This is a genomic window from Aeromonas intestinalis (assembly GCF_054052485.1).
Genome location: NZ_JBSTYK010000016.1, coordinates 1 through 22911, shown reverse-complemented (window position 1 = coordinate 22911; position 22911 = coordinate 1). Strand labels below are relative to the sequence as shown.

Genomic DNA, 22911 nt, shown 5'->3' with positions numbered 1-22911 from the left:
GAAGACGGGGAGGTAAGGGGTGAGGATCGACGATCTCAAGTTGTTTCTGTCGGTGGTGGAGCTGGGGGGCTTTACCAGTGCGGCCGATGCACTGAACATTCCGCGCTCCAACGTGAGCCGCCGGATCAAGGATCTGGAAACCGAGCTCAATGCCAAGCTGCTCACCCGCACGACCCGGCGGTTGACCATGACCCCGGTGGGGCTGGAGTACTACAACAACCTGCAGCACATCATCAGCCAGCTGGATCAGACTCACGAGCAGATCCGCACCCAGAGCCATCAGCCGGTGGGCAACATCAAGATTGGGCTGCTCAATGACTCTGACATCTTCATCCACGACATCATCAAGTGCTTCCTGACGCGATATCCGAAGATCAACATCGAGCTGCACCTGAGCAGCGTCGGCTACCGAGACATCCTGAACTACGGGCTGGACGCCAGCATCCACATCGGCGATGTGATCGACAACAGCTTCGTCGCCCGCACCATCATGCCCTTCACCCGCAAGCTCTACGCCAGTCGCGAATATGTGGCGCGCCACGGCAGGCCCGCCTGCCTTGCGGATCTGCACCATCACAACGTGCTGGTGACGCGCCTGCCGGATGGCCAGCTGGACAACAAGCTTACCTTCAATCACGGGGAGATCCTGATCAACAGCCGGATGATCTCCAACAGCTCCTACTACATCCGCCATGCGGTGTCCGAGGGGGACGGCATCGCCGTGCTGCCCGAGCTCACCATGCGTGCCCAGGTGGAGAGCGGCGCCATCATCGATCTGCTGCCCGAGTATGAGACGACCCTGGACAACATCTGGCTGGTCTACCCGAGCCGCAAGGGGCTCTCTTACGCGGCGCGCCTGTTCATCGACTATGTGCTGGAGGAGGTGGCGCTGCTGCTCAAGGAGAACGGGGGGATCCTGGGGCGTTCAGGGAACGGCTAATCGGCGCTTGCCTCTGAGGGGGGATGCTGGCAACATTTCATTCACACTCACTCATCGGATCAGTTTGCAATGGACCTGCAACGCCTCAAAGCCAACCTCGCCCTGCGTCTCTTCGCCTGGCGCTACATTCCCGTCATCGGCTTCTGCGCCCCCGTCATCGAGCGGATGGACGCCAAAGCCCTGCGCATCCGCATTCCACTGGGCTGGCGTACCCGCAATCACCTGGGCAGCATGTATTTTGGCGCCCTGGCGACCGGCGCCGATCTGGTCGGTGGTCTGCTGGTGATGGAGAAGGGGCGGCAGCGGCGCAAGAAGGTGCATTTCGCCTTCAAGGATGTGCAGGGGGAGTTTTTGAAGCGGCCGGAGGCGGACGTGCGCTTCGATTGCGAGGCCGGGGAGGCCATCGATGTCATGATCGACGAATCCCTCGCGACCGGGCAACGCATCAACCGCCCCATCCAGGTGGTGGCCACCTGTCCGTCATTGAACGGCGATGAGGCGATGGCGCGTTTCGTGCTGACCCTGTCGATCAAGGCCAGCTGAGTCACAGACTCACATTCTGAAGAGGGCTCGACCCATGGCCGGGCTCTCCTGCCATCAAGACCCGATGGCGGTGATATTCACTCGATCTCGGGGCTGATCCCTTCTTTCACCACCACTTTCATGCCGTTGAAGTTGACCACCTGGCCAGCCACTATCTTGCAACGCTTGCGGGTCTCGACCTGGCCATTCACCTCGACCAGACCGTCGGCGACCAGCGCCTTGGCCGCGCCACCGCAATCGGCCCACCCCTGATGCTTGATGAGATCGCACAGGGCGACGAAGGGGTGACCCTCGAGCAGAAACGTTTCCATGATGAATCCTCTTGCTGACGATGAGTGCCGAAAACGGCAGGGCGGCTATTTTAGGCAGTTAGGGGCAACAGGAAAAGAGCCAGAGCCGGATTGAGGCAGAAAAACTGCTGTCAGGCTACGAGATGACAGGAGAGGGCGTAATGCCATTTACCAGTGCTATCGGTATGTCAGACCCTCTACCGGTCAAGGGAGTGACTGAGCAAGGGCGCGCATCCCGTCACAAATGCCGCCGCGGGGTGACGGGAGGTGACGCAGCCGCGGGGTGGCCGCCTCGTGCCCGCGGTGCGGCTTTGCTAGGGTAACGGTTTCACCTCCACTCCCAGGATTTATCGATGAAGTCTCTCGCCTTGCTGCTCACCAGCGGTACTCTGGCTTTGGGTGCTGTGACCTTGAGCGGCGCCGCTCAGGCCAGTACCCCGGTCCAGATCTCCCTGCCCGGCGTCAATCTGCCCGCTTCCCATCAGGTGGAAGGGGCGCGCGCCTCCTTTCTCTATGGCCGTACCGGTCAGGTGAAAGGCATCGATCTGCCGGTGTTTGCGCTCTCTGACGTGGATCAGTTCACCGGCCTGCAGCTCGGCATCTTCTTCGGGGCTGCGCGAGTGCGTCACCAGTTTGGCGGGGTCGCCATCAACGCCGTCAACTGGCACGAGGGGCAGGACACCGGGGTCAACCTCGGTTTCGTCAACCTGACCAACAACGTGAAGGGCCTCAACTGGGGGGCGGTGAACATCGCCAAGGGCAATGCCCTGGCCAACGTGGGCTTCGTCAATTATGCCGAGCGCACCACCTTCCAGATTGGCTTTGTCAATGCCACCAAACACCTGGATGGCTTGCAGATCGGCCTGGCCAACTACGCCGAGAACGGTGTCTTCCCCATTCTGCCCCTCATCAACTTCAAGAAATCCTTCTAGGTCGTGGTCTCGCCCTTGCTTTGGCGGGGGCAGGCATTACCCTGTGCAGCATCCTGAACAGAAAGATGTGATTGAAATGACGACTGCTCATATGGATGCCATCGGCATCGGCTGGGATGTGCGAGGCTGGCAGGGCAATGCCCAGGCGGTGGCCGTGGTGGGCTGGCAGGCGAGGACGCAGCAGCTGCATTGGCTGGGTATCTCCCCCCTGTTTCGGCTGAGCTCCCGGGTGGCCCCGGATCTGGATGCCCTACTGCGCCCGGCGCTGCAAGACGAGATGGGACTGATGCAGGTGCTGGCCTGCCCGCAACTGGCCCTTGGCATCGATGCGCCCCTGGCCTTCCCGCGCGCCCTTGCCGAACTGCTGGCGGGGAGGGGACCCGAGTGCGCCGTGCCCCAGCGGGAGATAGACAACCCCTTCGCCTATCGCGACTGTGATCGCTGGCTTCATCGGCAATACAAGAAGAAGCCGCTGTCGGCCACTTTCGACCGGCTCGGTAACAACGCCACCCTGGCGATCTCCATGTTGCCACGGTTGGCGGATTTGCAGCTGGTGCCGAGCCGGGTGGCAGAGGCCGATCGCGCCGTGCTGGAGACTTATCCAGCCCTGGCCAAAACCGCTGGCAGAGCCTCGCTGGCGAGAGGGGATATAGCGGCTCATCTGCCGGCGACCTTGGTGCCAGGCACGGATCCCTACGATGCGGCCCTCTGCGCTCTGGTGGCGCTGCAATATGCCGCCAAGGGCGCCGTCTCTGTGTTGCCCCCCTTGCTGTCAGCCCCGGCGGACTTCCCGCTGGATGAGGGCTGGGTCTATCACTTCGCTCAAGGGTGATCCCAAGGTAGAAGCAGCCACCTGATTCATGAGTTGTCTCTGGGTCAGGTGGCGTGATATTCACCGTCGTTTGCTCTTCTGCCCGGTTTGTCTGCGCGCCATTCTACCCGCCATCCGCCATCCGCCATCCGCCATCCGCTTTTATCCCTGGCTCGCGTTGTCTGTTTCATCGCACCTATTCTGGTTTAAAAATGCTCTCATATGCCATCAAACTAAAATATTGCAGTCCGATTTCAGGCTGACGCAACATCGAAGACAACCGAGACAAGAGGCTTGGCAGGGAGCCGGGGATGGCGAGGTTGGTAGCGGGCGCCGCCACTTTCTCGGGTTTTTGATGGGGAATTACCGGTTTGTGCCGCGAATCGCTGGAACCGCCGTCTCTTCATCCGATATATTGCCTGCTTTCCTCATGCTTCTTCTGCGGTGGTTTCCATGAAACGCATTCTCTCTATCCAGTCCCACGTGGTCTTTGGTTGCGCCGGCAACAGCGCCGCCGTGTTTCCCATGCGTCGTCTCGGCATGGAAGTCTGGCCCATCAACACGGTGCAATTCTCCAACCACACCCAGTACGCGGCAGGCTGGCAGGGGATGGCGATGCCCGCCGGCCACATCAGCGCGCTGTGCAAAGGGCTGGGAAATATCGAGGTGTTGGGACAGTGTGACGCCGTGCTGAGCGGTTATCTCGGCTCTGCCGAGCAGGGGGACGAGATCCTGGCGGTAGTGGCGGCGGTCAAGCTGGCCAACCCGGCGGCCATCTATTTCTGCGACCCCGTCATGGGCCACCCGGAGAAAGGTTGTATCGTCGCCCCCGGCGTGACCCGTTTCCTGACCGAGAAGGCCTTGCCGGTGGCGGACATCATGGCGCCGAATCTGCTGGAGCTGGAGACCCTGTGCGACACCCAGCTGGCGGATTTGGAGGAAACCCGTGCCGCGGCGCACCAGCTGCTGGCCAAAGGGGTGAAGATGGTACTGGTCAAGCACCTGGGCCGGGCCGCCAGTCAGGTCGGCCGGTTCGAGATGCTGCTCGCGACCGCCGAGGGGGATTACCTCATCGCGCGTCCGCTCTACGAGTTTGCCCGCCAGCCGGTGGGGGTGGGGGATCTCATCAGCGCCCTGATGCTGGCGAACCTGCTGGCGGGCTTCGATGCGGTGGCGTCCTTCGAGCGCACCAATGCGGCGGTGGATGCGGTGCTGCTTCGCACCTGGCAGGTCGATGCCTATGAGCTGCAGCTCATCGATGCGCAGGCGGCGTTTGCCGAGCCGCAGATAACACACAGGGCTGAGCAACTGGCCTGATGAGGGTGATCAGCCCGTCATGTGATGGGCTGATCAGCGTGAGACCGCCTGCTCCGAACCGTCCAGGATCACGGCTTGAAAGTGCTCGACCGTGGGGAAGGGGTCGTAGAAGTGGTGCAGCGGCGCCTTCCACTCCTGATATTGGGGGGAGCCCCGAAAGCCCTGGGTGTGATCCTCGAGTCGTTGCCAGTTGACCAGCAGCAGGTAACGGTCGGGATCGGCCAGGGACCGTTGCAACTGGTGACCGGCGTAACCCGGCATGGTGCTGATGATGCGCTGGGCCTTGGCAAACGCCTGCTCGAAGGCGGCGCTCTGGCCCGCAATGACCTGCAATGGGGCGACTTCCAATATCATGGGGACTCCTTGTTCGGTAGCGGGTTGCTTTGTAAAGAAGCCTCATCTCAACAACTTATGCCCCAATAAACAAGGCCAGCCTCGCGGCTGGCCTTGTTTATGATGGGCGTTCAAGACACCCCGACTCAGAGCTGCTTGTAGAAGAACTGGGTCGCCGCCAGGGTGCCGTCTGCGCTCTTGGCGAAATTGGGGATCTGGCCCGCCTCCACATAGCCGAGCTGGCGATAGAGGTTGGAGGCAACATCCCCCACCCGGGAGTCCAGCACCAGCAGGGTGCGATGGGCGTCGCGGGCCCCTTGCTCCATGGCGAGCATCAGGGCGCGGCCCACCCCCTTGCCACGGGCCTCGCTGTGCACCATGAGTTTTTCCACTTCGGCCCGGTGGCCACCGTTGGCCTTGGTGCTGAGGGAGAGCTGCAGGGCGCCGACCAGATGGTGCTGATCGAAGGCCACCCAGAGCTTGCGCACCCCGTCGGCCAAGTCGGCCTCGATGCCTTGCCAATATTCCAGTCCCTGCTCTTCTTGCAGTGGAGGCAGGAAGCCCACCGAGGCGCCGCTGGCCACGCTGTCTTGCAGCAGGGTGATCAGTGCCGGTTTGATGCCTCTGGTGCTATCGACCTCAAGGATCTCCATTGAAACTCCTCATCGTTTCTTCATTGCCAATAAATAGGGTCATCACACCCTGAACATAATCTGGAGCAGGCTCTTCACTGCCCATGCGCGGCACGGCGGATGCTTATCAGCGGATCAGACCCTGCTCCGCCAGCCACTGAAACAGCAGGCGGGAGACGGGAGAGATCTCATCCAGATGACGGCTGTCCAGCCAGCGCAGCTCGGCGATCTCCGCCGAGGCGGTGGGCGTGCCCTCGGCCTCGCCGGTGTAGCAACGCAGCCTGACGTTCACTCCCTCGGGCTTGCCATCGGCCTGGGCGCTGAACTCGCAGGCAAAGCGCAGGGAATCCGGCTTGAGATGCACCGAGAGCTCCTCATCGATCTCCCGGATGAGGGCTGCCTCGTCACTCTCTCCCGGCTCCCGCTTGCCGCCGGGGATGTAGTAGATGTGCTTGCCGTGGGAGCGCGCGCACAGCAGTTGTTTATCCTGAAATGTGAGCCAGGAAAGTTTGTCTATCATGTAAAACTCCATTTCTAAAGTGACTCCCGCTGCTGTTCGCACAGTGTGCGGTAGGAGCGGCTTTCCCGTTGTGCATCGTCAAGGCCGAGCCGGGCCGCCAGCGCCAGCAACTGCTGGCGATAGCCCGGCAGGGCGGCCTCGTCGTCGGTCATGATGGCCAGCTCGGCGAAGTCGCCGAGCCCGGTCAGGTGATCCAGCGTGAGGTGGAAGGGGCCGAGGAAGTAGATGCTGCGCCGCTTCTCGATGCAGAGCACCTGCTCATACCCCAGGTTGTGCAACATGCTGATGGCCTTGCCATCGTCGCTGATGTTGACCGCCTCGCAGCGATCCGCGCCCGGCCCTTTCAGGATCCACAACCGAATGCCGGACGGCGCCATGGCACGGATCACCAGACTCTTCCCCTCGGCGGCTAGGGTACGCGCCGGGGTATCGAAGTAGCAATCCCGCTCCTGGTTGTCCTCCAGCATCACCTCGGGACTGAGGTGGTCGAGGGCCGCGAGAAGGGCGGTGCGATCGGCGAGGCGATACTTGAATTCCACCTCGAAACGGCCTTCAAAATGTGTGGTCATGGCTGGCAACGGGCGCTCATCCGACAAACGAATAGCGCAGACTAGCAAAACTACGGGGCTTGCCCAAGTGACGGGATCACAGCCTGATGCCAATTGTCTGTTTTATGCTCACTCGACCCGGTAAAACAGGCGTTGGCGCACAGCTTGATGGCCGCCGGCTGGGCGAGGAGAGGGGGCTGTGCTTTAATATTCTCCCTCTTTGGCGGTAGTCACCGACCATGAACAACGACAGCGGCGGCAGGGGCCGGCGCGAGTGGAGTCACAGATGCAGATAACCGAGAGCAACTTCATCGGATTGGGGGTGGCGGGCAATTTCGCCGGCCATCTGGAGCAGGCGGGGGAGGCGGCGGACTTCGTGGCCGTGCAGGTCACGGACAAGGCGGCCCCCAAGGCACTGTTCCCCTTCTATGTGCCCTCCCACCCGGGCCAGCTCGGGGTCTTCCCCTTGAGCGGTGACGCCATCTTCCTGCCCGAGGCGGCGGTGAGCGGCGACGAGAAGGTACAGATAGAGCCGGAAGTGGCGCTCTGGTGCGAGCTGGCCTACGCCGGGGATCAGGTGGTGGCCATCCATCCCCGGGCGTTTGCTGCCTACAACGACTGCTCCATCCGCCGCCCCAACGCCAAGAAAATCAGCGAGAAGAAGAACTGGGGCCCCGAGAGCAAGGGGCTGGCCGCGAACCTGTTGCCGCTCTCCCACTTTGCCAAGGGCTGCGAGCTCGATGATTACCGCATCGCCTGCTATCTGGAGCGGGGCGGTGAGTTGCATCCTTATGGCGTTGACAGCGCGGCGCTCGGTTACAGCTACTTCCACGGCCAGCTGCTGGACTGGGCCATCGACAAGTTCAATCATCAGCAGGATGAGGGGCCGGCGGAGCACATCCAGGGGCTGCTGGCCCAGGCCGGGCGCCCGAGCCACGCCCTCATCAGCATTGGCGCTACCCGTTACACCCCCTTCGGTGAGACCCACTTCCTGCAGCCGGGGGACACCGCCTGCGTGCTGGTCTATCCGGGCAGTCGCTACAGCGAGCAGGATATCCGGGAGGCCATTCGCAGCCGGACCTTCGGCGCGGATGTCTCTGTGCTGCTGCAGGCGGTGAAGACTCGCTGAGAGAGTCCCCTGTGCTGAGGCCCGCCAGTTGGCGGGCCTCAGCCCTGATACCGCAAACCGTCGCTTTCAACTGCCTTGCCCCGCCTTGATGTTATCCCCACGGCTGCCATGTCCCCTCCAAAGCTCGCCGAGCTGCCTGACCAATTGCAGAGTCTGTATATAACAGTATGATTTGCCAAAAGAAGCGAATCCCTGCAAGGAACCTCACTGCCCATGATTGAATTCAAGACCCTGGCCCTGTTTCTGGTGACCGCCATCGCCGAGATTGTGGGCTGCTATCTGCCCTATCTCTGGCTGAATCAGGGCAAAAGCGCCTGGTTGCTGCTGCCGGCGGCCCTGAGCCTGGCCCTGTTCGCCTGGCTGCTCTCCCTGCACCCGACCGCCGCGGGCCGCGTCTATGCCGCCTATGGCGGCGTCTATATCTTCGTGGCCATCCTCTGGCTCTGGGCGGTGGATGGCATCAAGCCCAGCCTGTGGGATCTGGTGGGGGCCGGGGTGGCCCTGCTCGGCATGGCCATCATCATGTTTGCCCCCAGGCCCGCTTGATATCGATGCCAAGGGAGATCAGCAAGATGACTCATGTGGTGATCAGAGCATGCGAGGCGCGGGATCTGGCCGGGCTGCTGGCCCTCTACCAGGAGCTCAGACCCCGGGATCCCGTGCTCGATGAGCAAGCGGCGCGCGAGGGGTTGACGGCCCTGCTTGGCCAACCCCATGTCCGCATCATGGTGGCCCTGGTGGATGGCGAGCTTGCCGCCAGCTGCCAGCTCGGGATCATCCCGACCCTCACCAACGGCGGCCGGCCCTTTGGCATCATCGAGCACGTGATAACAGGCGCGGCGTTTCGCCGCCAGGGGCTCAGCCATCGGCTGCTCGAGCGCACCCTGGCACTCGCCTGGGAGCTGGATTGCTACAAGGTGATGCTGCTCTCGGGGGAGGGGCGCGAGGCCGCCCACCGTCTCTACGAGGGGCTCGGCTTCAAGGCGGGCATTGAGCGGGGCTTTGTCATCAAGGCGCCGCGCTAAGTGGGGCACCAAGTGCCAGATTAGGGCCCCGTTCACGACACATGCGAGGTATCGATGAAGATTGAAGCCGCACGCCAGTGCGATCACCCGACCCTAATCACCATCTGGGAAGCCTCGGTGCGGGCCAGCCACCACTTCCTGCCAGAAGCGGACATAGTGGCCCTGAGATCGTTGATCCTGGAGCACTATTTCGATGCCGAGCGCCTCTATGGAGCCAGGCTGGATGGCAATCTGGTCGGTTTTATCGGGGTGGCTGACGGCAACATCGAGATGCTGTTCGTCGCCCCCGCCGGGATGGGGCAAGGGGTGGGCCGCCAGCTGGTGAGCCATGCCATCGCGGCACTCGGGGCGCGCCGGGTGGACGTGAATGAGCAGAACGAGCAGGCACTCGGCTTCTATCGACGGATGGGCTTCGTGGTGGAGGGACGCTCGCCTCTGGATGGGGAGGGCAGGCCCTATCCCTTGCTGCATCTGGCCCTGGCCGACAAGCCCGGGGCGGATTGAATCAGCAGCGAGTAGAGTCAGTTTGACAATAAAAAACCGCCTTTCGGCGGTTTTTTTTATTGTCTGATGGATGGCAACCAGGCCTCACTCCTCGTTGGAGTTGTCCTGATAGTCGTCGCGCTGGGCCTTGGGCAGGCGGCGCAGGGGGGCGAAACCGGTATCCTCGCCACGCACCTCTTTCTTGCGCGCCGGGGCTGCGGGTTTGCTGCTACCCCCCTTGGCGGGACGCTTGCCTGCGGGCTTGGCGGATTGCCCCTTGCCGGCGCCGTTTTTGCCGCTGTTGTGCCTGGCGTTGGCATGACCCCGCTCCCGCGACGGGTTCTGCAACTGCTTGTTGCCCGGCAGGGTCTGGCGAGTCGGCTTGCCGATTGGCTCATAACCCTCCTGGATTTCGCTCGGGATGCTAAGACCGATGAGGGCCTCGATGGCCTTGAGCTGATCGTGCTCATCCAGACTCACCAGGGAGATGGCCTCGCCGCCGCGCCCGGCCCGGCCGGTACGGCCGATGCGGTGAATGTAATCTTCGGCCACCTGGGGCAGCTCGAAGTTGATGACGTGGGGCAGATCGTCGATGTCGAGGCCACGGGCGGCGATGTCGGTGGCGACCAGCACCCGTACCTTGCCCTCACGAAAATCCGCCAGCGCCCGGTTGCGGGCACCCTGGGTCTTGTCGCCGTGGATGGCGACGGTGTCCAGGCCATCCTTCACCATCTGCTCGGCGAGCCTGTCGGCAATCTGCTTGGTGCGCACGAACACCAGCACCCGCTGCCAGTTGTTGCGACCGATCATGTGGGAGAGCAGCTCGCGCTTGCGCTCTCTGTCCACCTTGATGATGCGCTGGTTGACCTGCTCGGCGGTGCTGTTGGTCGGGCTCACCTCGATGAGGGTCGGGGTCTTGAGCAGATCGTCCGCCAGCGCCTTGATGTCATCGGAGAAGGTGGCGGAGAACAGCAGGGTCTGCCGCTCCTCCGGCAGCGCCTTCATGATGCGGCGGATGTCGGTGATGAACCCCATGTCGAGCATGCGATCCGCTTCATCCAGCACCAGCACTTCCAGGGCGCTCAGGGTCAGGGCGCCCTGGGTCAGCAAGTCCAGCAAGCGGCCAGGGGTGGCCACCAGGATATCGATCCCGAGCTTGATGGCATCGAGGTTGGGCTTGATGCTGACGCCGCCGTAGGCGACCAGGGTGCGAAATGGCAGGTGGTGGGCGTACTTGACGATGCTCTCGCCCACCTGGGCCGCCAGCTCGCGGGTCGGGGTCAGTACCAGGGCGCGGACCTGGCGACGGCCACCGCGGCCGTGGTTGGCCAGCAACCGGTGCAGCATGGGCAGGGTGAAGCCGGCCGTCTTGCCGGTGCCGGTCTGGGCGCCGCCCAGCACATCCTGTCCCGCCAGAATGGCCGGGATGGCCTGCTGCTGGATGGGGGTTGCCTGTTCGTAACCCAACTCCTTGACGGCGCGCAGAATGTGCGGTGACAGACCCAGTTCATTGAATGACATCTTTGCGAAAGACTCCGAGCCTTGGGCTCAACGGGGGCGGCGCACAGTGGCCGCCACGACATGGAAAGATTATGGGCGCGTAATATAGCAGAACTAGGGCCAAGGCGCAGTAACCCTGTGGCGCAGGGAGCAGGGCGGTGTGTTGCCCATGAAAAATGCCTCCGCAGCACGTTGGGAGGCATCTCGAATGACGAAGGAGGGGGCGCCTTAGAGCAGGGCGCGGATCGGGGCTTCAAGCTCCTCTGGCTTGGTCTGGGGGGCGAAGCGGTCCACCACCCGGCCTTCGCGGTCGATGAGGAACTTGGTGAAGTTCCACTTGATGGCTTCGATGCCGAGCAACCCGGGTTTTTGCTGCTTCAGCCAGCGATAGAAGGGGTGAGCCTGATCCCCGTTGACCTCGCACTTGGCGAGGATGGGGAAGCTCACCGGGTAATCCACCGAGCAGAAGCGGGCTATCTCCTCGGCATCCCCCGGCTCCTGGTGACCGAACTGATCACAGGGGAAGCCCAGCACCAGCAGGCCTTCTGGGCCGAACTGGCGATGGAGGGCCTCAAGAGCGGTGTACTGGGGAGTAAAGCCGCAGCGGCTCGCCACGTTCACCACCAGGATGACCTTGCCGTGCAGGTCTGCGCTGGGAAAGTCGCTGCCATCGAGTCGCTGCAGGGGGAAGGAGGCTAGAGACATGGGCATATCCTTTTCACATGATCCGTTGATAACCGTTTGTTGATAAACCTCGGCGGACAAGAGCCGAGTGATATCAGCACGTTAACGGCCAGTGAGCCGAGCAGCAAGGGAAAAAGCGGGCGCCGCGGCCTTTTCCCCGCACGCATTGATGGCGGGACTTCTCAAGAGAAGCAAACCGGTTTGTGCCAAGGCGCCGAAGTCGCTACAAAGCGCACTCTCTTCATTCGCTGCGAGCCCTATCTTGGACTATCAGGCCGTCATGGATGCCATTTACACCCGGGGATGGGTGATCGTGGACGATTTTTTAACCGCCGACGAGGTGGATGCACTCAAAGCCTGCCTGCCGCGCGACTGGCAGCCGGCTGGCATCGGGCGCGAGGGGCTGCATCAGGGCAATACCGACATTCGCCGGGATCAGATCCACTGGCTCGAGCCCGATCTCGGGGGACCGGTGGCGGATTATCTGGCCCGGATGGAGGGGCTGCGTCTGGCCGCCAACCGCAACCTGATGCTGGGGCTGTTCGACTACGAGGCCCACTTCGCCCGCTACCGGGAGGGGGATTTCTACGCCACTCACCGCGATGCCTTCGCCGGGCGATCCAATCGCCGCCTCACCTCGGTGTTCTACCTCAACAACGGCTGGGCCCCGGAGGCGGGCGGGATACTGCGGGTCTATGACGATGACGAGCAGTTTCTGATGGATGTCTCTCCCAGAGGAGGGCGGCTGGTGCTGTTTCTGTCAGAAGAGTTTCCCCACGAGGTGCTGCCTGCGAGCCAGGAGCGTTACAGCATCGCCGGCTGGTTTCGGGTCAATGGCAACGGGGCCGGGCGGGTGGATCCCCCTCGTTGAGGGGGCAAGACCATTTTTGACACAGGGACGGGCCCCATCCCCCTTTTTCTGGCCTCATCCGGGGGGAAAGAGGGGGCGCATCGGCTGACAAGGCTTCGCCTCCCTTGCTACACTGCCCGCACTTATGTTCGTTTCAGGCTTCGCCCGGTTTTCGTGCGAGGATCGCGCGATGGCATTATCACCGTTCATGACGAAGCCGCTTCTCCCAAGGGATCACATCTAATGAAGAACATGCATGTCTTGCTGCTGTGCGGCGGCGGTGGCGCCGAGCACGAAGTCTCTCTTCGCAGCGCCAATTTCCTCGAGCAACAACTCGGTCTGCTGGCCGGGGTCGAGGTGACCCGGGTCGAGATGTTCGCCGATCGCTGGCTCAGTGCCGATGGCCGCGAGTGCAAGCTGGGGCTCGACAAGCTGCTCTCCTTTGACAGTGTGGCCCGTCCGGTGGACTTCGTGGTGCCCTGCATCCACGGCTACCCCGGCGAGACCGGTGATCTGCAATCCTTCCTGGAGCTGGCGGGTCTGCCCTATCTGGGCTGTGACGCCGAGGCGAGCAAGATCTGCTTCAACAAGATCAGCACCAAGCTGTGGTTCTCCGCCCTCGGTATCCCCAACACCCCCTACCTGTTCCTGACCGAGCAGAGCGAAGAGAGCCTGGCCGAGGCAAAAGCCGGGCTGGCCAAGTGGGGCAAGGTCTTCATCAAGGCGGCGTCGCAAGGTTCGTCGGTCGGCTGCTATGCCGCCAGCAACGAGGCCGAGCTGCTGCAGGGGATCAAGGACGCCTTCGGTTATTCCGAGCAGGTGCTGATCGAAAAAGCGGTCAAGCCCCGCGAGCTGGAAGTGGCGGTCTACCAGTACGGCGACGAGCTGGTGGCCACCTATCCGGGGGAGATCTGCGTGCCCACCGACAAGTTCTACACCTATGAAGAGAAGTACAGCAGCGCCAGCCACACCGAGACCGCCCTGCGGGCCGAGGGATTGACCCAGGCTCAGGCCGATGCCATTCATGAGTACGCCCTCAAGGCGTTCCGCCAGCTCAAGCTGACCCACTTGTCGCGCATCGACTTCTTCCTGACGGAAGAGGGTGAGATCCTGCTCAACGAGATCAACACCTTCCCGGGGATGACCTCCATCTCCATGTTCCCGAAACTGCTGGCCCACCACGGCCACAACTTCGCGCACTACCTCGAGCAGATCCTGCGCAAATAACGCCGGATTGGTACAAGCAAGAGGGGCCCACGGGCCCCTCTGTCATATGGGTGGCAACCCGCTTTACATGGGGGCCGAGGTGAACAGCCAGATATGGGCGCCCTGCGGGTCAGCAATGAGCGCCATGCGTCCGACGCCGGGGATATCCATGGGGGGCACCACCACGGTGCCGCCGTGCTGGGCCACCCTGGCGAGCCGTGCATCCACGTCGTCCACCGCCACATAGGTTGCCCAATGCGGGGGCACCCCGTTCATGTCGGGGTTGTCCCGGGTGGACATGACCCCGGCCACCGGTCGGCCGTTGGCCACCAGCATGGGGTAGTCGAACCCCTCCAGCGCCGTCTGCTGCACCTGCCAGCCGAGCACCTGGGTGTAAAACGCCACCCCGGCATCGCGATCCGGCACATAGAGCTCGTGCCAGGTGAAGGTCGACCCCTCCGCCAGGGCGTGCTCCTTTGCCATGTCTTGTTCTGCCATCTTTGCTCCTTGTCCCATCGGTTGCCCGGGCCGGGTGGATGGGTGACGACCAAGTATAGGAGGGGATGGCAGGCATGCCGGCGCTCCGGTGAGCCACTGCTTGCGAGCCATCATGGCGCTCGCTACAATCCGCCCCCTTTACCCGTGAACCCGCATCCCGAGCGCCTCCTCTCATGAAGCCCATCCCCGATCACGCCGTCAATCGCCTGCGCATCTGGCGCAAGAGCGTCTCGACCCGACCCTTTCTCGCCCGTGGCGGCGCCGTACCCCGCTGCGAGGCGTGCCAGCTGCGCCACGACTGGTGTGCCTGCGAGTGGCGCCCCGCACTGAAAGCCGAAGCGGGTTTCTGCCTGCTGATGTATGACAGCGAACCCATGAAGCCCTCCAACACCGGTCGCCTCATTGCCGACGTGTTGCCAGGCACCACTTGGGCCTTTCTCTGGAAGCGCACTCAGCCCCATCCCGAGCTGCTGGCTCTGCTGGCGGATCCCGCCTGGCAGCCCTATGTGGTGTTTCCCGCCTGCGAGAAGGCGCCGGCCCGCCTCACCACCGAGGTCGTGCCGCTCCCCGGCAAGAAGCCGCTCTTCATCTTGCTGGACGGCACCTGGCCCGAGGCGCGCAAGATGTTCAACATGAGCCCCTATCTGGACGGCTTCCCGGTGCTGGCCATCAAGCCGGATGCGCTCTCCACCTATGGCATGCGGGTTGCCCACCACGACGAGCACCTCTGTACCGCCGAGGTGGCGGCCTGCGTGCTGGAGGTGGCTGGCGAGATCAGGGTGGGGCAGGCGCTGCAGCACTGGTTCAATCTCTTCAGCAGCCGCTACATGGCGGGTCGGGTGAGCCGGGCGCCGGGAGAGGATGAACAGCCGCTGCTGCGGGCCCTCGAGGCCATCAAGGGGGAGGCGGCCTTGCAAGGCGCAGGCGAGGGGAGCCACGGCCTCTGAGTCGGGACTATTGATGAATATCAGGAATCAATTGGCTGCCATCGTTTCGTTGGCTTCATGAGCCGGGGCTCGCTAGGATAGCGGCCTGCTGACTCATTCAGGTTCCTGGCTAGCGCCGGCGCCGCAATCACACGAGGTCTATGGATGGAATTGGAACTGTATACCCTGCTCGCCCTGTTCGGGGTGGCCCTTGTCGCCGGTTTTATCGATGCCATCGCCGGGGGCGGGGGCCTGTTGACGGTGCCGGCCCTGCTGGCCACCGGCATGCCGCCGGCCCTGGTGCTCGGTACCAACAAGTTGCAGAGCTGCTTCGGCTCCTTCTCCGCCACCTGGTTCTATGCCCGCCGCGGCCTGCTGGAGTGGTCCATCATCTGGCCCGCGGTGATCTGCACCTTCATCGGCGCCGCGCTCGGCACCCTGGCGGTGCAGACCATAGACGCCGCCATCCTGGAGCGGCTGCTGCCCTTCCTGCTGGTGGCCTTCGCCTGCTATTTCTACTTCTCCCCCCGGGTGAGCGATGCCGAGAGCCAGCGCCGTCTCAGCCCCATGCTGTTTGCGTTGCTGGTGGGGGGCGGGGTCGGTTTCTACGACGGTTTCTTCGGGCCGGGCACGGGGTCGTTCTTTGCCATCGGTTTCGTGGCGTTGGCGGGGTTTGGCATGGCGCGGGCCACGGCCCACACCAAGCTGCTGAATTTTACCTCCAACATCGCCTCTCTGCTGTTCTTCACCCTGGGGGGCAAGGTGGTGTGGAGCGTGGGGCTCTGCATGGCCCTCGGCCAGTTCATCGGCGCCCGGCTCGGCTCCCGGCTGGTGCTGAAAAAAGGGGTGAAGCTGATTAAACCATTGCTGGTCACCGTCTCCTTGCTGATGTCCGCCAAATTGGTATGGAGCCAGTATCCTGAACTGTTTTCCTGGCTTCACTGAGCATTATCTGCGGCCGGGCTGCTGCTCTTTATCGAGCCCGGCGAAGTGCCCCTTGATGGCCGCTACCAGGCGGGCGATGCGGGATCGCTTCAAGCTGTTGGGGCGATAGACCAGGTGCAGGGGGCGCCCCAATCCCGGCAGGGGGCGGGCCTGTACGCCTTGCTCTCCCACCAGGGCCAGCAGGCCGGCGGGTAGCAGCACCGGGCCTATGCCCGCCTTGGCGAGTTCAATCAACGCCAGATAGGAGTCGAGCTCCATGGCGGGCTCGAACCCTTGCGCCGCCAGCGGCTCGCGCAGATAGCGGTTGGAGGGGTTGTCCAGATCCATGGTCAGGATCTTGCGCATCTCCCCCTGATCACCCAATTCCTCTTCCTGTTGATCTCCACCCACCAGATAGAAGGGCTCCGTCAGCAGGAGTTCGGCGCACAGGCCGTGCCCGGGCGGCAATCTGCCTGCACAGATGCCGAGCAGGGCGTCGCCGCCGCGCACCCGGGCCAGGATCACCGGGGTGTGGTGGGTGGAAAGGGCGAGGTGGGGATCCTGTCCGAGATAGTCGTGCATGAAGCGGGCGAGATAGCCCGCCAGCAGCGTCTCCGAGCAGGCGACGGGCAGGGGGCTGCCATCGGTGAGGATCTGGCTGTCCGCCAGCACCCCCTTCATCTCGGCCAGGCTCGGTGCCACCCGGGCCAGCAGCTCGCGGGCCTGGGGGGTGAGCCGGATCTGGCGCCCGTCCGGCTCGATCAATTTCTTGCCAAGGCGCAGCTCCAGCTGATTGATGCGCTTGCTCACCGCCGACTGGCTGATATAGAGGCGGCTGGCCACCTTGGCCATGGTCCCCTCGCTCGCCAGCAGGCAGAGTGTCTCCAGCCCTTCCAGTAACATGTCGCCTCCCGGCCTCTTGGTTGGAAGTCGCTACCTTAGGGGCTGGCGGGATCAGGGGCAAGTACCGTTTGCAGCCCTCGAGAGCGGCCAGCGCCACGCCTTGACGGGAGGGGCGAAGATCACCAGGTTGCCGATGAGGCTGACCACCACCCCGACGATGGAGACAGTCTGCCAGACGAACCCCTCGTACAGGGTCGATAGGCTCAGCGCCACCAGGGGAAAGAGCACGGTGGCATAGGCCGCCTTGCTGGCCCCGATGCGCCCCACCAGGGTGAGGTAGGCGGTAAAGGCGATGACGGAGCCGAAGATGGCCAGGTAGATCATGGCTGCGACATAACGGGGCTCGGTGGGCAGGGTCAGGGACTGACCGAGCAGGGCGACCCAACCGAGCAGAAGCAGCACCCCGTAGACCATGCCCCAGGGCACCATCTGCAGCACCTGGTAGCCCTGGCGCTGACCCCGGGCCGACACCAGGTTGCCGAGCGAGAAACAGAGGGTGCCAGCGCAGGCGAACAGCAATCCCTTCCAGCCATTGGCACCGAGCTGGGCATCCGCCAGCACCGGCCAGAACAGGAGCAGGGTGCCGAGCAGTCCCAATACGGAGCCCTGCAGCCAGCGCAAGCCGGGGCGCTTGCCCTCGAACAGCCAGAGGTTGAGGCCGTTGAAGATGCTGGCACTGGCGAAGATCACCGCCGACAGGCCGCTCGGGATGTAGAGGGTGGCGTGGTAGAAGCAGAGGAAGTTGGTGGAGAACAGCAGGGCGCCGAGCAGGGCGGCGTAACGTTGCCCCTGCCAGGGCAGGCGTGGGAACCGGCCGGTGATCGTGAGCAGGGCAAACAACGCCAGCGCCGCCAGGGCGAAGCGATAGAGCACGGACACCTCGATGGGGATGGGGCCGAGCTGCCAGGCGATGGCAATCCAGGTGCTGCCCCAGATGAGGACGGTGGAAATATAGAGCAAGAGGTTCATGGGGTTTTCCGCGGATCAAGATGACAGGATCCCAGCATGGGCCCGGTGCGCAACGCTGGCTTACAGCATCTTGCGGTTTTTTGCCGCCAGGGGCAGCGCCCGGGCAGGGCCCACGATAAGATGAGGACAAAGGCGAATATGGGCCCACGGGAGAGTGGGCCAAGTAGCGCGGCCAACGAGGAGAACCGAGGTGCAACAGGCAATGCAGCCAATGATACCGCCCATCAGACAGGCGGGGGTATTCGATGCCCTGGTCAGCACGGGGGCGCGGCTGGAGAACGCCTGCTGGCTGGAACCCGGGCTCGGCTTTGCCAGCTGGTGCAACCGCTACGATCAGACCCGCTATCACAAGCCCGGTCATCACACCATCAGCGTCTATCTGCAGGGGGGCGAGCAGACCGAGCGCCTCGATGGCCCTGGCGGCCACGGCGGAACCGGCAAGGTGTGCATCATGCCGGATCACCACAGATCCGAGTGGCTGGTGCGCGAAGAGTTTCGCTTCTTCCACCTCTATTTCAGTCCGGCCCACCTTGCTCGCATCGCCGAGGAGGCTTGCGACAAGGAGGGACGGCACCTGCTGCTGGAAGACAAGACCTTCATCGAGGATCCCCTGGCCGCGGCCCTGGTACAACAGCAGTTGATGGGGCTGGACTGGCAGATGGACGGGGATCGCATGGCGCTCTCTCACGGCGCCTGGATGCTGATGCTCCATGCCTATCGCCATCACACCCGGGAGTCGCCGGCCCTGCCCCAGGTGCGTGGCGGGCTGGCACCCGTGACTATCCGGCGGGTGCAGGAGTACCTGCTGGCCCACCTGGCGGATCCCGTCACCTTGAGCGATCTCGCCCGGGAGGCGGGTCTGAGCGAATATCATTTCGCTCGCATGTTTGGCCAGAGCCTTGGCTGTCCGCCCCATCGCTATCTGCTGGGGCTGCGTTTGCAGCGGGCCAAGCAGTTGCTGGCGGGGCCCGAGTCCCTGGCCGGGATCGCCGCCCTGTGCGGTTTCTCCTCCCAGGCGCACCTTGGCAACCGCTTCAAGGAGGCCTTCGGCCTGAGCCCGGGCCAGTGGCGTGGTCAGCTGTCATCTGGCTGTCACGGTTGAGGGGCACACTGCGAAGCCATGGCGGCACTTGGCTGCCCTTGTCTCAAACGGAGTGCCCATTGAATCATCGCAAACGTCAGACCCGTACCCGCCACCTCTGGTTCAGCCACTGGAATGGCCCCAAGATCCGCCTTTGTGCCCCTGCCGCCCCCGAACCCCTCGTGCCTCACAGTTCCCGCTGAAAATCGTCGCAACCCGGTAGGTTTTTGCAGGCAACTTTGCCACTATGGCTCCATGTATATGGATCTGGTGTGGCTGAATGTTTCTGGAACGTATTGAAGTCAAAGGTTTTCGTGGCATAAACCGGCTCTCGCTCGGGCTGGATCATACCACGGTGCTCATCGGTGAAAACGCCTGGGGCAAGTCCAGCCTGCTGCGTGCCCTCTGGTGCCTGCTGGGGGATGCCGAGCCCTATCAATTCACCGCGGATGACTTCCATCAGCCGGAAGATCCTGAGCTGGCCGCCTCCCGCACCCTGCAACTGGTGCTCACCTTTTGTGAATACCGCCCCCAGATGTGCCAGCACTCCCGCCGTTTGGCTCGCCTCGGTGCGGCCTGGATCCCCCACAAGGACAAGTTCCACCGGGTTCACTACCGGGCCAGCGCCGAGTTGCAAGATGACGGCAGCGTGCTGACGATTCACGATTTTCTCGATGGCATCGGCAAGAGCCTGGAGGTAGAGAACAACGACGATCTGGTGCAACTGCTCATCACCATGAACCCGGTGTTCCGCCTGCGGGATGCCCGCACCGCGCGGGGTGGCATCGAGACCCTGCCCTGGGGAGATCTCAGTACCCAGCGGCTGGGAGATCTCTCCGGCAAGCTGACGGACGAACCCCAGCGCATCGGCGAACCCGAGTTGAAAGAGGCGTTGGAGGCGGTGCGTCAGCTGATGGATCACTACTTCCGCGCCCTGGCCCCCATCAAGCACAAGCCGCGCAGCCAGCGGGAGATCGTCAATCGCCCCATGACCCTGCGCAACCCCGGCAACCTGCAGGTGCTGCTGCGCAGTGCGGACAACCGGGCGCTGCAACTGGCCATGGCGGGGATGGCGGCCATGCTGCTCAACGCCCGTGGCAACCGGGAGCTGGAGGAGGGGGCCAGACCCATCATGATACTGGAAGATCCGGAGAGCCGGCTGCATCCCACCATGCTGGCCCTGGCTTGGGGACTGCTGGAGCAGTTGCCGGGGCAGAAGCTGCTCACCACCAACTCGGGGGACTTGCTTTCGTCACTGCCGCTCAATCAGGTGCGTCGGTTGGTACGGCGCCAGCAGGATATCCTCTGCCAGCAGCTCGGTGGCGAGCGCTACAGCAGCGACGATCTGCGCAAGATAGCGTTTCACGTGCGCATCAACAGGCCCATGTCCCTGTTCGCGCGTTGCTGGCTGCTGGTGGAAGGGGAGACCGAGATCTGGCTGCTCTCCGAGCTGGCCCAGATCTGCGGTTATAGCCTGCGGGCCGAGGGGGTGCGGATCATCGAGTTTGCCCAGTGCGGCCAGGCGCCCCTTATCAAGGTGGCCCGGGACTTTGGCATCGAGTGGCACCTGCTCACCGACGGCGACGAGGCGGGGGTCAAGTACGCGAGCTCCGCCCGTGCCCTGCTCAAGGGGGAGCGCGAGCGCGATCGGGTGACCCAGTTGCCGGCGGCGGACATCGAGCACTACCTCTACCAGAACGGTTTTGAATCCGTGTTCCGGCGTGAAGCCGGGGTCGGGGGGCGCTCGACCATGAGCCCTTCTCGCATCATCACCAAGGCCATCCATCATCGCAGCAAGCCCGGCATGGCGCTGGCGGTGGTGGAGGAGGCGGAGCGCCTCGGCAGTGATCGCATTCCCCCGGTGATCAAGCAGATGTTTGGACGGGTGGTGGCGCTGGCTCGCGGCCAGGGCTGATCGGTGCGGATCGTCGGCCGTTGGGGAAGGGGGCGAGTTTGGGTATACTCGCCCCCTTCTATATGAAGCCGCGCACCTATGGTTGGCGCGCGTCACGCCTACTTTTTGTCTGTTGCTGGAGACCCTATGTTCGTCCAACTCCCTTCCTGGCTCTTCCCCCTGACCGGCCTGATGGCGCTGGGGGCCCTGATCGCCCTCGCGCTGGTGCTCTGGCGCGGCGATCTCTGTCCGGGACAGCGTTCGCGGATCACCACCCAGCTCTTCTCCGTCTGGGTCATTACCGGTCTCTCCCTGATGCTGGCCATCGAAGCCGGGATGAGCGGCTGGCTTATCTGGAGCGGGGGGGCAGCCCTGGTGCTGGGAATTGTCCTGTCGCTGGTCCAGTCCCGCCTCGAGGGTAAACGCGCCATTCCCGCCACCCTGCTGTGGCTGCCGGCCCTGCCGCTGGCCCTCTATGGCACAGGCTTGCTGCAACTGCTGGGATGGGTGAACGGCTTGCTGCAGATGGTGCTGCTGGGATCGGCGTTTGCCCACCTGATGTTGCTGCGGGCCCGTCACCGCTTGCAGGCGTTCAATGTCCTGCTGCCGGTGGCCGGTCTGGTGGCGGCCATCGCCAGCCTGCTCTGGTTCGTCGCCCTGATGATGATGGCGGAGCCTGCCACTCAGGTGCTGAGCGCCCTGCAACCCTGGGTGCTGACCCAGGCCGCGCTGCTGATCGCCGCCTTGCTGCTCTGGTTCACCCCCCTCTATCGACAGCAGGAGACGGCCCCCGTGGTGCTCTCCGTGACGCTCTGCGGTCTGCTGATCGCCGAAATCGCCGCAAGTGGCGCATTGCAGCAGTTGTCTCTGCCTTGAAAGAGAAAATCGGTTATGGTGTGGGTTCACAACAAGACAAGCAGGGGTGAGATGGGGATGAATACGGACTGGGTCAGTCGTATCACGGGGGGATTGTTGCTCCTGGCTGTCAGTGGGGGTGTCCAGGCGTCGGCGCGGGATATCAAGGAAGCGGACAAGCTGGCGGACGATCCCACCAAGGTGGTGACCCAGCTGGGGGCCAGTTACACCGATGAGTTCAAGGTGTCGGGTTCCATCGGGATGGGGCCGGTCAGCAAGCTCAACGCCTCCATCAACAAGGATGGCAGCGAGTGGCGGCTGGGGGGCTCCTGGCTCTCCGATATCGGCATCTTCAACTTCAACTTCCGCAAGAAGCAGTTTGATCATGATGCGGAGCAGACCAGCTACAGTCTCGGCACCTTCATTCCCCTGAGTGCCTTCGGCTTTGCCCCCGCGGGCTGGCAGATCTTCCCCATGGCGGGGGTCAGCTACAACGACGGGGACATCGCCTGCGAAGTCGGCACCCAGGGCTGTGGCTCGGTGGACATCGATACCGGCTCGGAGTTCGTCTTGATGCCCAATACCAGCAAGGGGGGATATCTTGGCGTCTTCACCCTCAAGCCGCTCTCGCCCAAGTGGACCTTCATTGCCTTCGGGACGGGGTCTATGGGGTCGAACGATTATCATGGCTACTTTGCCGGTCTCGGCATGGGCTACAAGATCACCAAGCGTCAGTCCATCAGCACCTATGCCTATGCGTCGGACAACAATTATGGGAATGATCAGCAACTGGGGATCGCCTATCGCTATCAGCTGAACTGATGGCCTGGACAGGGAATGTTGAGACGGACCTGCGGGTCCGTTTTTCGTTGTGAAAGGGGATGAACGAAGAGGTGGCGGCGTTAACTGCATAAAAACAAAGCGGTTTGTCCGGCAAAGCAGCAAATAGCGGCGGCTTAGTACACACACTCAACTTTTTCAAGATTTTTGCTTGCAATATTTGGGATGGAGCCTATTATTGGCCACCTCGGACGCGGGGTGGAGCAGCTCGGTAGCTCGTCGGGCTCATAACCCGAAGGTCGTCGGTTCAAATCCGGCCCCCGCAACCAACTCTTTGC

Annotated in this window: 27 protein-coding genes and 1 tRNA gene; 18 read left to right on the top strand and 10 right to left on the bottom strand. The window is 63.1% G+C overall.

Going from position 1 to position 22911, the window contains the following annotated elements:
* Window positions 1–19: 19 nt before the first annotated feature.
* Window positions 20–940 carry a LysR substrate-binding domain-containing protein gene (locus tag ACW5W7_RS17915; RefSeq protein ID WP_456502564.1) on the top strand — a complete coding sequence of 307 codons (921 nt, stop codon included), beginning with the start codon at window positions 20–22 and terminating at the stop codon, window positions 938–940.
* Window positions 941–1009: 69 nt separating this feature from the next.
* The gene (locus tag ACW5W7_RS17910; RefSeq protein ID WP_349917862.1) at window positions 1010–1483 is read left to right on the top strand and encodes a DUF4442 domain-containing protein; all 474 of its coding nucleotides are present in this window, start codon (window positions 1010–1012) and stop codon (window positions 1481–1483) included.
* 77 nt (window positions 1484–1560) lie between these two features.
* On the opposite strand, the gene ybcJ is transcribed toward ACW5W7_RS17910, so the two are convergent.
* The gene (gene ybcJ, locus ACW5W7_RS17905; protein WP_100860961.1) at window positions 1561–1794 is read right to left on the bottom strand and encodes a ribosome-associated protein YbcJ; all 234 of its coding nucleotides are present in this window, start codon (window positions 1792–1794) and stop codon (window positions 1561–1563) included.
* A gap of 332 nt (window positions 1795–2126) precedes the next feature.
* Here ybcJ and ACW5W7_RS17900 point away from each other — a divergent pair, with 332 nt between their 5' ends.
* From ACW5W7_RS17900 to pdxY, 3 genes are all read left to right on the top strand, one after another.
* The gene (locus tag ACW5W7_RS17900; RefSeq protein ID WP_456502563.1) at window positions 2127–2705 is read left to right on the top strand and encodes a VC2662 family protein; all 579 of its coding nucleotides are present in this window, start codon (window positions 2127–2129) and stop codon (window positions 2703–2705) included.
* A 76-nt stretch (window positions 2706–2781) separates the two neighbouring features.
* Complete coding sequence (locus tag ACW5W7_RS17895) at window positions 2782–3537, top strand: DUF429 domain-containing protein (protein ID WP_456502562.1); 756 nt, start codon at window positions 2782–2784, stop codon at window positions 3535–3537.
* A 432-nt stretch (window positions 3538–3969) separates the two neighbouring features.
* Window positions 3970–4833 (top strand): pyridoxal kinase PdxY, encoded by an 864-nt coding sequence (gene pdxY, locus ACW5W7_RS17890; protein ID WP_456502561.1) that lies wholly within the window; start codon window positions 3970–3972, stop codon window positions 4831–4833.
* A gap of 33 nt (window positions 4834–4866) precedes the next feature.
* Here pdxY and ACW5W7_RS17885 read toward each other — a convergent pair whose 3' ends face one another.
* From ACW5W7_RS17885 to cyaB, 4 genes are all read right to left on the bottom strand, one after another.
* A complete protein-coding gene (locus ACW5W7_RS17885; protein ID WP_456502560.1) occupies window positions 4867–5187 on the bottom strand; it encodes an antibiotic biosynthesis monooxygenase family protein in 321 nt (106 codons plus the stop codon).
* A gap of 125 nt (window positions 5188–5312) precedes the next feature.
* Complete coding sequence (locus ACW5W7_RS17880) at window positions 5313–5819, bottom strand: GNAT family N-acetyltransferase (protein ID WP_349917850.1); 507 nt, start codon at window positions 5817–5819, stop codon at window positions 5313–5315.
* Between the two features lie 106 nt (window positions 5820–5925).
* The gene (locus ACW5W7_RS17875; RefSeq protein ID WP_349917847.1) at window positions 5926–6318 is read right to left on the bottom strand and encodes an NUDIX hydrolase; all 393 of its coding nucleotides are present in this window, start codon (window positions 6316–6318) and stop codon (window positions 5926–5928) included.
* A gap of 14 nt (window positions 6319–6332) precedes the next feature.
* Complete coding sequence (cyaB, locus tag ACW5W7_RS17870) at window positions 6333–6887, bottom strand: class IV adenylate cyclase (protein WP_434662459.1); 555 nt, start codon at window positions 6885–6887, stop codon at window positions 6333–6335.
* 265 nt (window positions 6888–7152) lie between these two features.
* Here cyaB and ACW5W7_RS17865 point away from each other — a divergent pair, with 265 nt between their 5' ends.
* The 4 genes from ACW5W7_RS17865 to ACW5W7_RS17850 all read left to right on the top strand — a co-directional run bounded on the left by ACW5W7_RS17865 (window position 7153) and on the right by ACW5W7_RS17850 (window position 9524).
* On the top strand, window positions 7153–7995 hold the full coding sequence (locus tag ACW5W7_RS17865; RefSeq protein WP_456502559.1) for a DUF5718 family protein: 843 nt from the start codon (window positions 7153–7155) through the stop codon (window positions 7993–7995).
* 213 nt (window positions 7996–8208) lie between these two features.
* Entirely contained in the window at window positions 8209–8541 is a 333-nt protein-coding gene (locus ACW5W7_RS17860) for a YnfA family protein (protein ID WP_456502558.1), read from the top strand.
* A 26-nt stretch (window positions 8542–8567) separates the two neighbouring features.
* Window positions 8568–9020, top strand: a complete 453-nt coding sequence (locus ACW5W7_RS17855; RefSeq protein WP_456502557.1) for an N-acetyltransferase family protein — start codon at window positions 8568–8570, stop codon at window positions 9018–9020.
* A 54-nt stretch (window positions 9021–9074) separates the two neighbouring features.
* Window positions 9075–9524 carry a GNAT family N-acetyltransferase gene (locus tag ACW5W7_RS17850; RefSeq protein ID WP_456502556.1) on the top strand — a complete coding sequence of 150 codons (450 nt, stop codon included), beginning with the start codon at window positions 9075–9077 and terminating at the stop codon, window positions 9522–9524.
* Between the two features lie 84 nt (window positions 9525–9608).
* Here ACW5W7_RS17850 and ACW5W7_RS17845 read toward each other — a convergent pair whose 3' ends face one another.
* Together ACW5W7_RS17845 and ACW5W7_RS17840 are read right to left on the bottom strand one after the other, a co-directional pair.
* Window positions 9609–11024: a DEAD/DEAH box helicase gene (locus ACW5W7_RS17845; protein WP_456502555.1), complete on the bottom strand. Its 1416-nt coding sequence runs from the start codon at window positions 11022–11024 to the stop codon at window positions 9609–9611.
* Window positions 11025–11231: 207 nt separating this feature from the next.
* On the bottom strand, window positions 11232–11708 hold the full coding sequence (locus ACW5W7_RS17840) for a glutathione peroxidase (RefSeq protein ID WP_456502554.1): 477 nt from the start codon (window positions 11706–11708) through the stop codon (window positions 11232–11234).
* Window positions 11709–11949: 241 nt separating this feature from the next.
* On the opposite strand from ACW5W7_RS17840, the gene ACW5W7_RS17835 reads away from it, so the two are divergent.
* Together ACW5W7_RS17835 and ACW5W7_RS17830 are read left to right on the top strand one after the other, a co-directional pair.
* Window positions 11950–12558 carry a 2OG-Fe(II) oxygenase gene (locus ACW5W7_RS17835; protein WP_456502553.1) on the top strand — a complete coding sequence of 203 codons (609 nt, stop codon included), beginning with the start codon at window positions 11950–11952 and terminating at the stop codon, window positions 12556–12558.
* A 222-nt stretch (window positions 12559–12780) separates the two neighbouring features.
* Window positions 12781–13764, top strand: coding sequence for a D-alanine--D-alanine ligase (locus ACW5W7_RS17830; protein WP_349917827.1), 984 nt, complete (start codon window positions 12781–12783; stop codon window positions 13762–13764).
* Window positions 13765–13827: 63 nt separating this feature from the next.
* Here the strand turns inward: ACW5W7_RS17830 and ACW5W7_RS17825 are convergent, their stop codons facing one another.
* The gene (locus ACW5W7_RS17825; RefSeq protein ID WP_434662440.1) at window positions 13828–14241 is read right to left on the bottom strand and encodes a VOC family protein; all 414 of its coding nucleotides are present in this window, start codon (window positions 14239–14241) and stop codon (window positions 13828–13830) included.
* A 173-nt stretch (window positions 14242–14414) separates the two neighbouring features.
* Between ACW5W7_RS17825 and ACW5W7_RS17820 the strand changes: the two genes are divergently transcribed.
* Window positions 14415–15188 (top strand): tRNA-uridine aminocarboxypropyltransferase, encoded by a 774-nt coding sequence (locus tag ACW5W7_RS17820; RefSeq protein WP_456502552.1) that lies wholly within the window; start codon window positions 14415–14417, stop codon window positions 15186–15188.
* 144 nt (window positions 15189–15332) lie between these two features.
* A complete protein-coding gene (locus tag ACW5W7_RS17815; protein ID WP_456502551.1) occupies window positions 15333–16112 on the top strand; it encodes a TSUP family transporter in 780 nt (259 codons plus the stop codon).
* A gap of 3 nt (window positions 16113–16115) precedes the next feature.
* Here the strand turns inward: ACW5W7_RS17815 and ACW5W7_RS17810 are convergent, their stop codons facing one another.
* Together ACW5W7_RS17810 and ACW5W7_RS17805 are read right to left on the bottom strand one after the other, a co-directional pair.
* The gene (locus tag ACW5W7_RS17810; RefSeq protein WP_456502550.1) at window positions 16116–16994 is read right to left on the bottom strand and encodes a LysR family transcriptional regulator; all 879 of its coding nucleotides are present in this window, start codon (window positions 16992–16994) and stop codon (window positions 16116–16118) included.
* 51 nt (window positions 16995–17045) lie between these two features.
* On the bottom strand, window positions 17046–17963 hold the full coding sequence (locus tag ACW5W7_RS17805) for a DMT family transporter (protein ID WP_349917817.1): 918 nt from the start codon (window positions 17961–17963) through the stop codon (window positions 17046–17048).
* A 211-nt stretch (window positions 17964–18174) separates the two neighbouring features.
* Here ACW5W7_RS17805 and ACW5W7_RS17800 point away from each other — a divergent pair, with 211 nt between their 5' ends.
* The 5 genes from ACW5W7_RS17800 (at window position 18175) to ACW5W7_RS17780 (ending at window position 22902) form a co-directional block, all read left to right on the top strand.
* Window positions 18175–19065: a helix-turn-helix domain-containing protein gene (locus ACW5W7_RS17800; RefSeq protein WP_456502591.1), complete on the top strand. Its 891-nt coding sequence runs from the start codon at window positions 18175–18177 to the stop codon at window positions 19063–19065.
* Between the two features lie 259 nt (window positions 19066–19324).
* Window positions 19325–20959 carry an ATP-dependent endonuclease gene (locus ACW5W7_RS17795; RefSeq protein ID WP_456502549.1) on the top strand — a complete coding sequence of 545 codons (1635 nt, stop codon included), beginning with the start codon at window positions 19325–19327 and terminating at the stop codon, window positions 20957–20959.
* A gap of 126 nt (window positions 20960–21085) precedes the next feature.
* A complete protein-coding gene (locus tag ACW5W7_RS17790; RefSeq protein ID WP_456502548.1) occupies window positions 21086–21814 on the top strand; it encodes a hypothetical protein in 729 nt (242 codons plus the stop codon).
* A 57-nt stretch (window positions 21815–21871) separates the two neighbouring features.
* Window positions 21872–22615: a hypothetical protein gene (locus ACW5W7_RS17785; RefSeq protein ID WP_349917807.1), complete on the top strand. Its 744-nt coding sequence runs from the start codon at window positions 21872–21874 to the stop codon at window positions 22613–22615.
* 210 nt (window positions 22616–22825) lie between these two features.
* Window positions 22826–22902: transfer RNA gene (locus ACW5W7_RS17780), tRNA-Met, on the top strand.
* The last annotated feature ends 9 nt before the right edge of the window (window positions 22903–22911 follow it).

Coding starts and splice junctions, on each gene's coding strand:
- ACW5W7_RS17910 (WP_349917862.1), top strand. CDS start 1,010: ATGGACCTGCAACGCCTCAAAGCCAACCTCGCCCTGCGTCTCTTCGCC.
- ybcJ (WP_100860961.1), bottom strand. CDS start 1,794: ATGGAAACGTTTCTGCTCGAGGGTCACCCCTTCGTCGCCCTGTGCGAT.
- ACW5W7_RS17900 (WP_456502563.1), top strand. CDS start 2,127: ATGAAGTCTCTCGCCTTGCTGCTCACCAGCGGTACTCTGGCTTTGGGT.
- ACW5W7_RS17895 (WP_456502562.1), top strand. CDS start 2,782: ATGACGACTGCTCATATGGATGCCATCGGCATCGGCTGGGATGTGCGA.
- pdxY (WP_456502561.1), top strand. CDS start 3,970: ATGAAACGCATTCTCTCTATCCAGTCCCACGTGGTCTTTGGTTGCGCC.
- ACW5W7_RS17885 (WP_456502560.1), bottom strand. CDS start 5,187: ATGATATTGGAAGTCGCCCCATTGCAGGTCATTGCGGGCCAGAGCGCC.
- ACW5W7_RS17880 (WP_349917850.1), bottom strand. CDS start 5,819: ATGGAGATCCTTGAGGTCGATAGCACCAGAGGCATCAAACCGGCACTG.
- ACW5W7_RS17875 (WP_349917847.1), bottom strand. CDS start 6,318: ATGATAGACAAACTTTCCTGGCTCACATTTCAGGATAAACAACTGCTG.
- cyaB (WP_434662459.1), bottom strand. CDS start 6,887: ATGACCACACATTTTGAAGGCCGTTTCGAGGTGGAATTCAAGTATCGC.
- ACW5W7_RS17865 (WP_456502559.1), top strand. CDS start 7,153: ATGCAGATAACCGAGAGCAACTTCATCGGATTGGGGGTGGCGGGCAAT.
- ACW5W7_RS17860 (WP_456502558.1), top strand. CDS start 8,209: ATGATTGAATTCAAGACCCTGGCCCTGTTTCTGGTGACCGCCATCGCC.
- ACW5W7_RS17855 (WP_456502557.1), top strand. CDS start 8,568: ATGACTCATGTGGTGATCAGAGCATGCGAGGCGCGGGATCTGGCCGGG.
- ACW5W7_RS17850 (WP_456502556.1), top strand. CDS start 9,075: ATGAAGATTGAAGCCGCACGCCAGTGCGATCACCCGACCCTAATCACC.
- ACW5W7_RS17845 (WP_456502555.1), bottom strand. CDS start 11,024: ATGTCATTCAATGAACTGGGTCTGTCACCGCACATTCTGCGCGCCGTC.
- ACW5W7_RS17840 (WP_456502554.1), bottom strand. CDS start 11,708: ATGTCTCTAGCCTCCTTCCCCCTGCAGCGACTCGATGGCAGCGACTTT.
- ACW5W7_RS17830 (WP_349917827.1), top strand. CDS start 12,781: ATGAAGAACATGCATGTCTTGCTGCTGTGCGGCGGCGGTGGCGCCGAG.
- ACW5W7_RS17825 (WP_434662440.1), bottom strand. CDS start 14,241: ATGGCAGAACAAGACATGGCAAAGGAGCACGCCCTGGCGGAGGGGTCG.
- ACW5W7_RS17820 (WP_456502552.1), top strand. CDS start 14,415: ATGAAGCCCATCCCCGATCACGCCGTCAATCGCCTGCGCATCTGGCGC.
- ACW5W7_RS17815 (WP_456502551.1), top strand. CDS start 15,333: ATGGAATTGGAACTGTATACCCTGCTCGCCCTGTTCGGGGTGGCCCTT.
- ACW5W7_RS17810 (WP_456502550.1), bottom strand. CDS start 16,994: ATGTTACTGGAAGGGCTGGAGACACTCTGCCTGCTGGCGAGCGAGGGG.
- ACW5W7_RS17805 (WP_349917817.1), bottom strand. CDS start 17,963: ATGAACCTCTTGCTCTATATTTCCACCGTCCTCATCTGGGGCAGCACC.
- ACW5W7_RS17800 (WP_456502591.1), top strand. CDS start 18,175: ATGATACCGCCCATCAGACAGGCGGGGGTATTCGATGCCCTGGTCAGC.
- ACW5W7_RS17795 (WP_456502549.1), top strand. CDS start 19,325: ATGTTTCTGGAACGTATTGAAGTCAAAGGTTTTCGTGGCATAAACCGG.
- ACW5W7_RS17790 (WP_456502548.1), top strand. CDS start 21,086: ATGTTCGTCCAACTCCCTTCCTGGCTCTTCCCCCTGACCGGCCTGATG.
- ACW5W7_RS17785 (WP_349917807.1), top strand. CDS start 21,872: ATGAATACGGACTGGGTCAGTCGTATCACGGGGGGATTGTTGCTCCTG.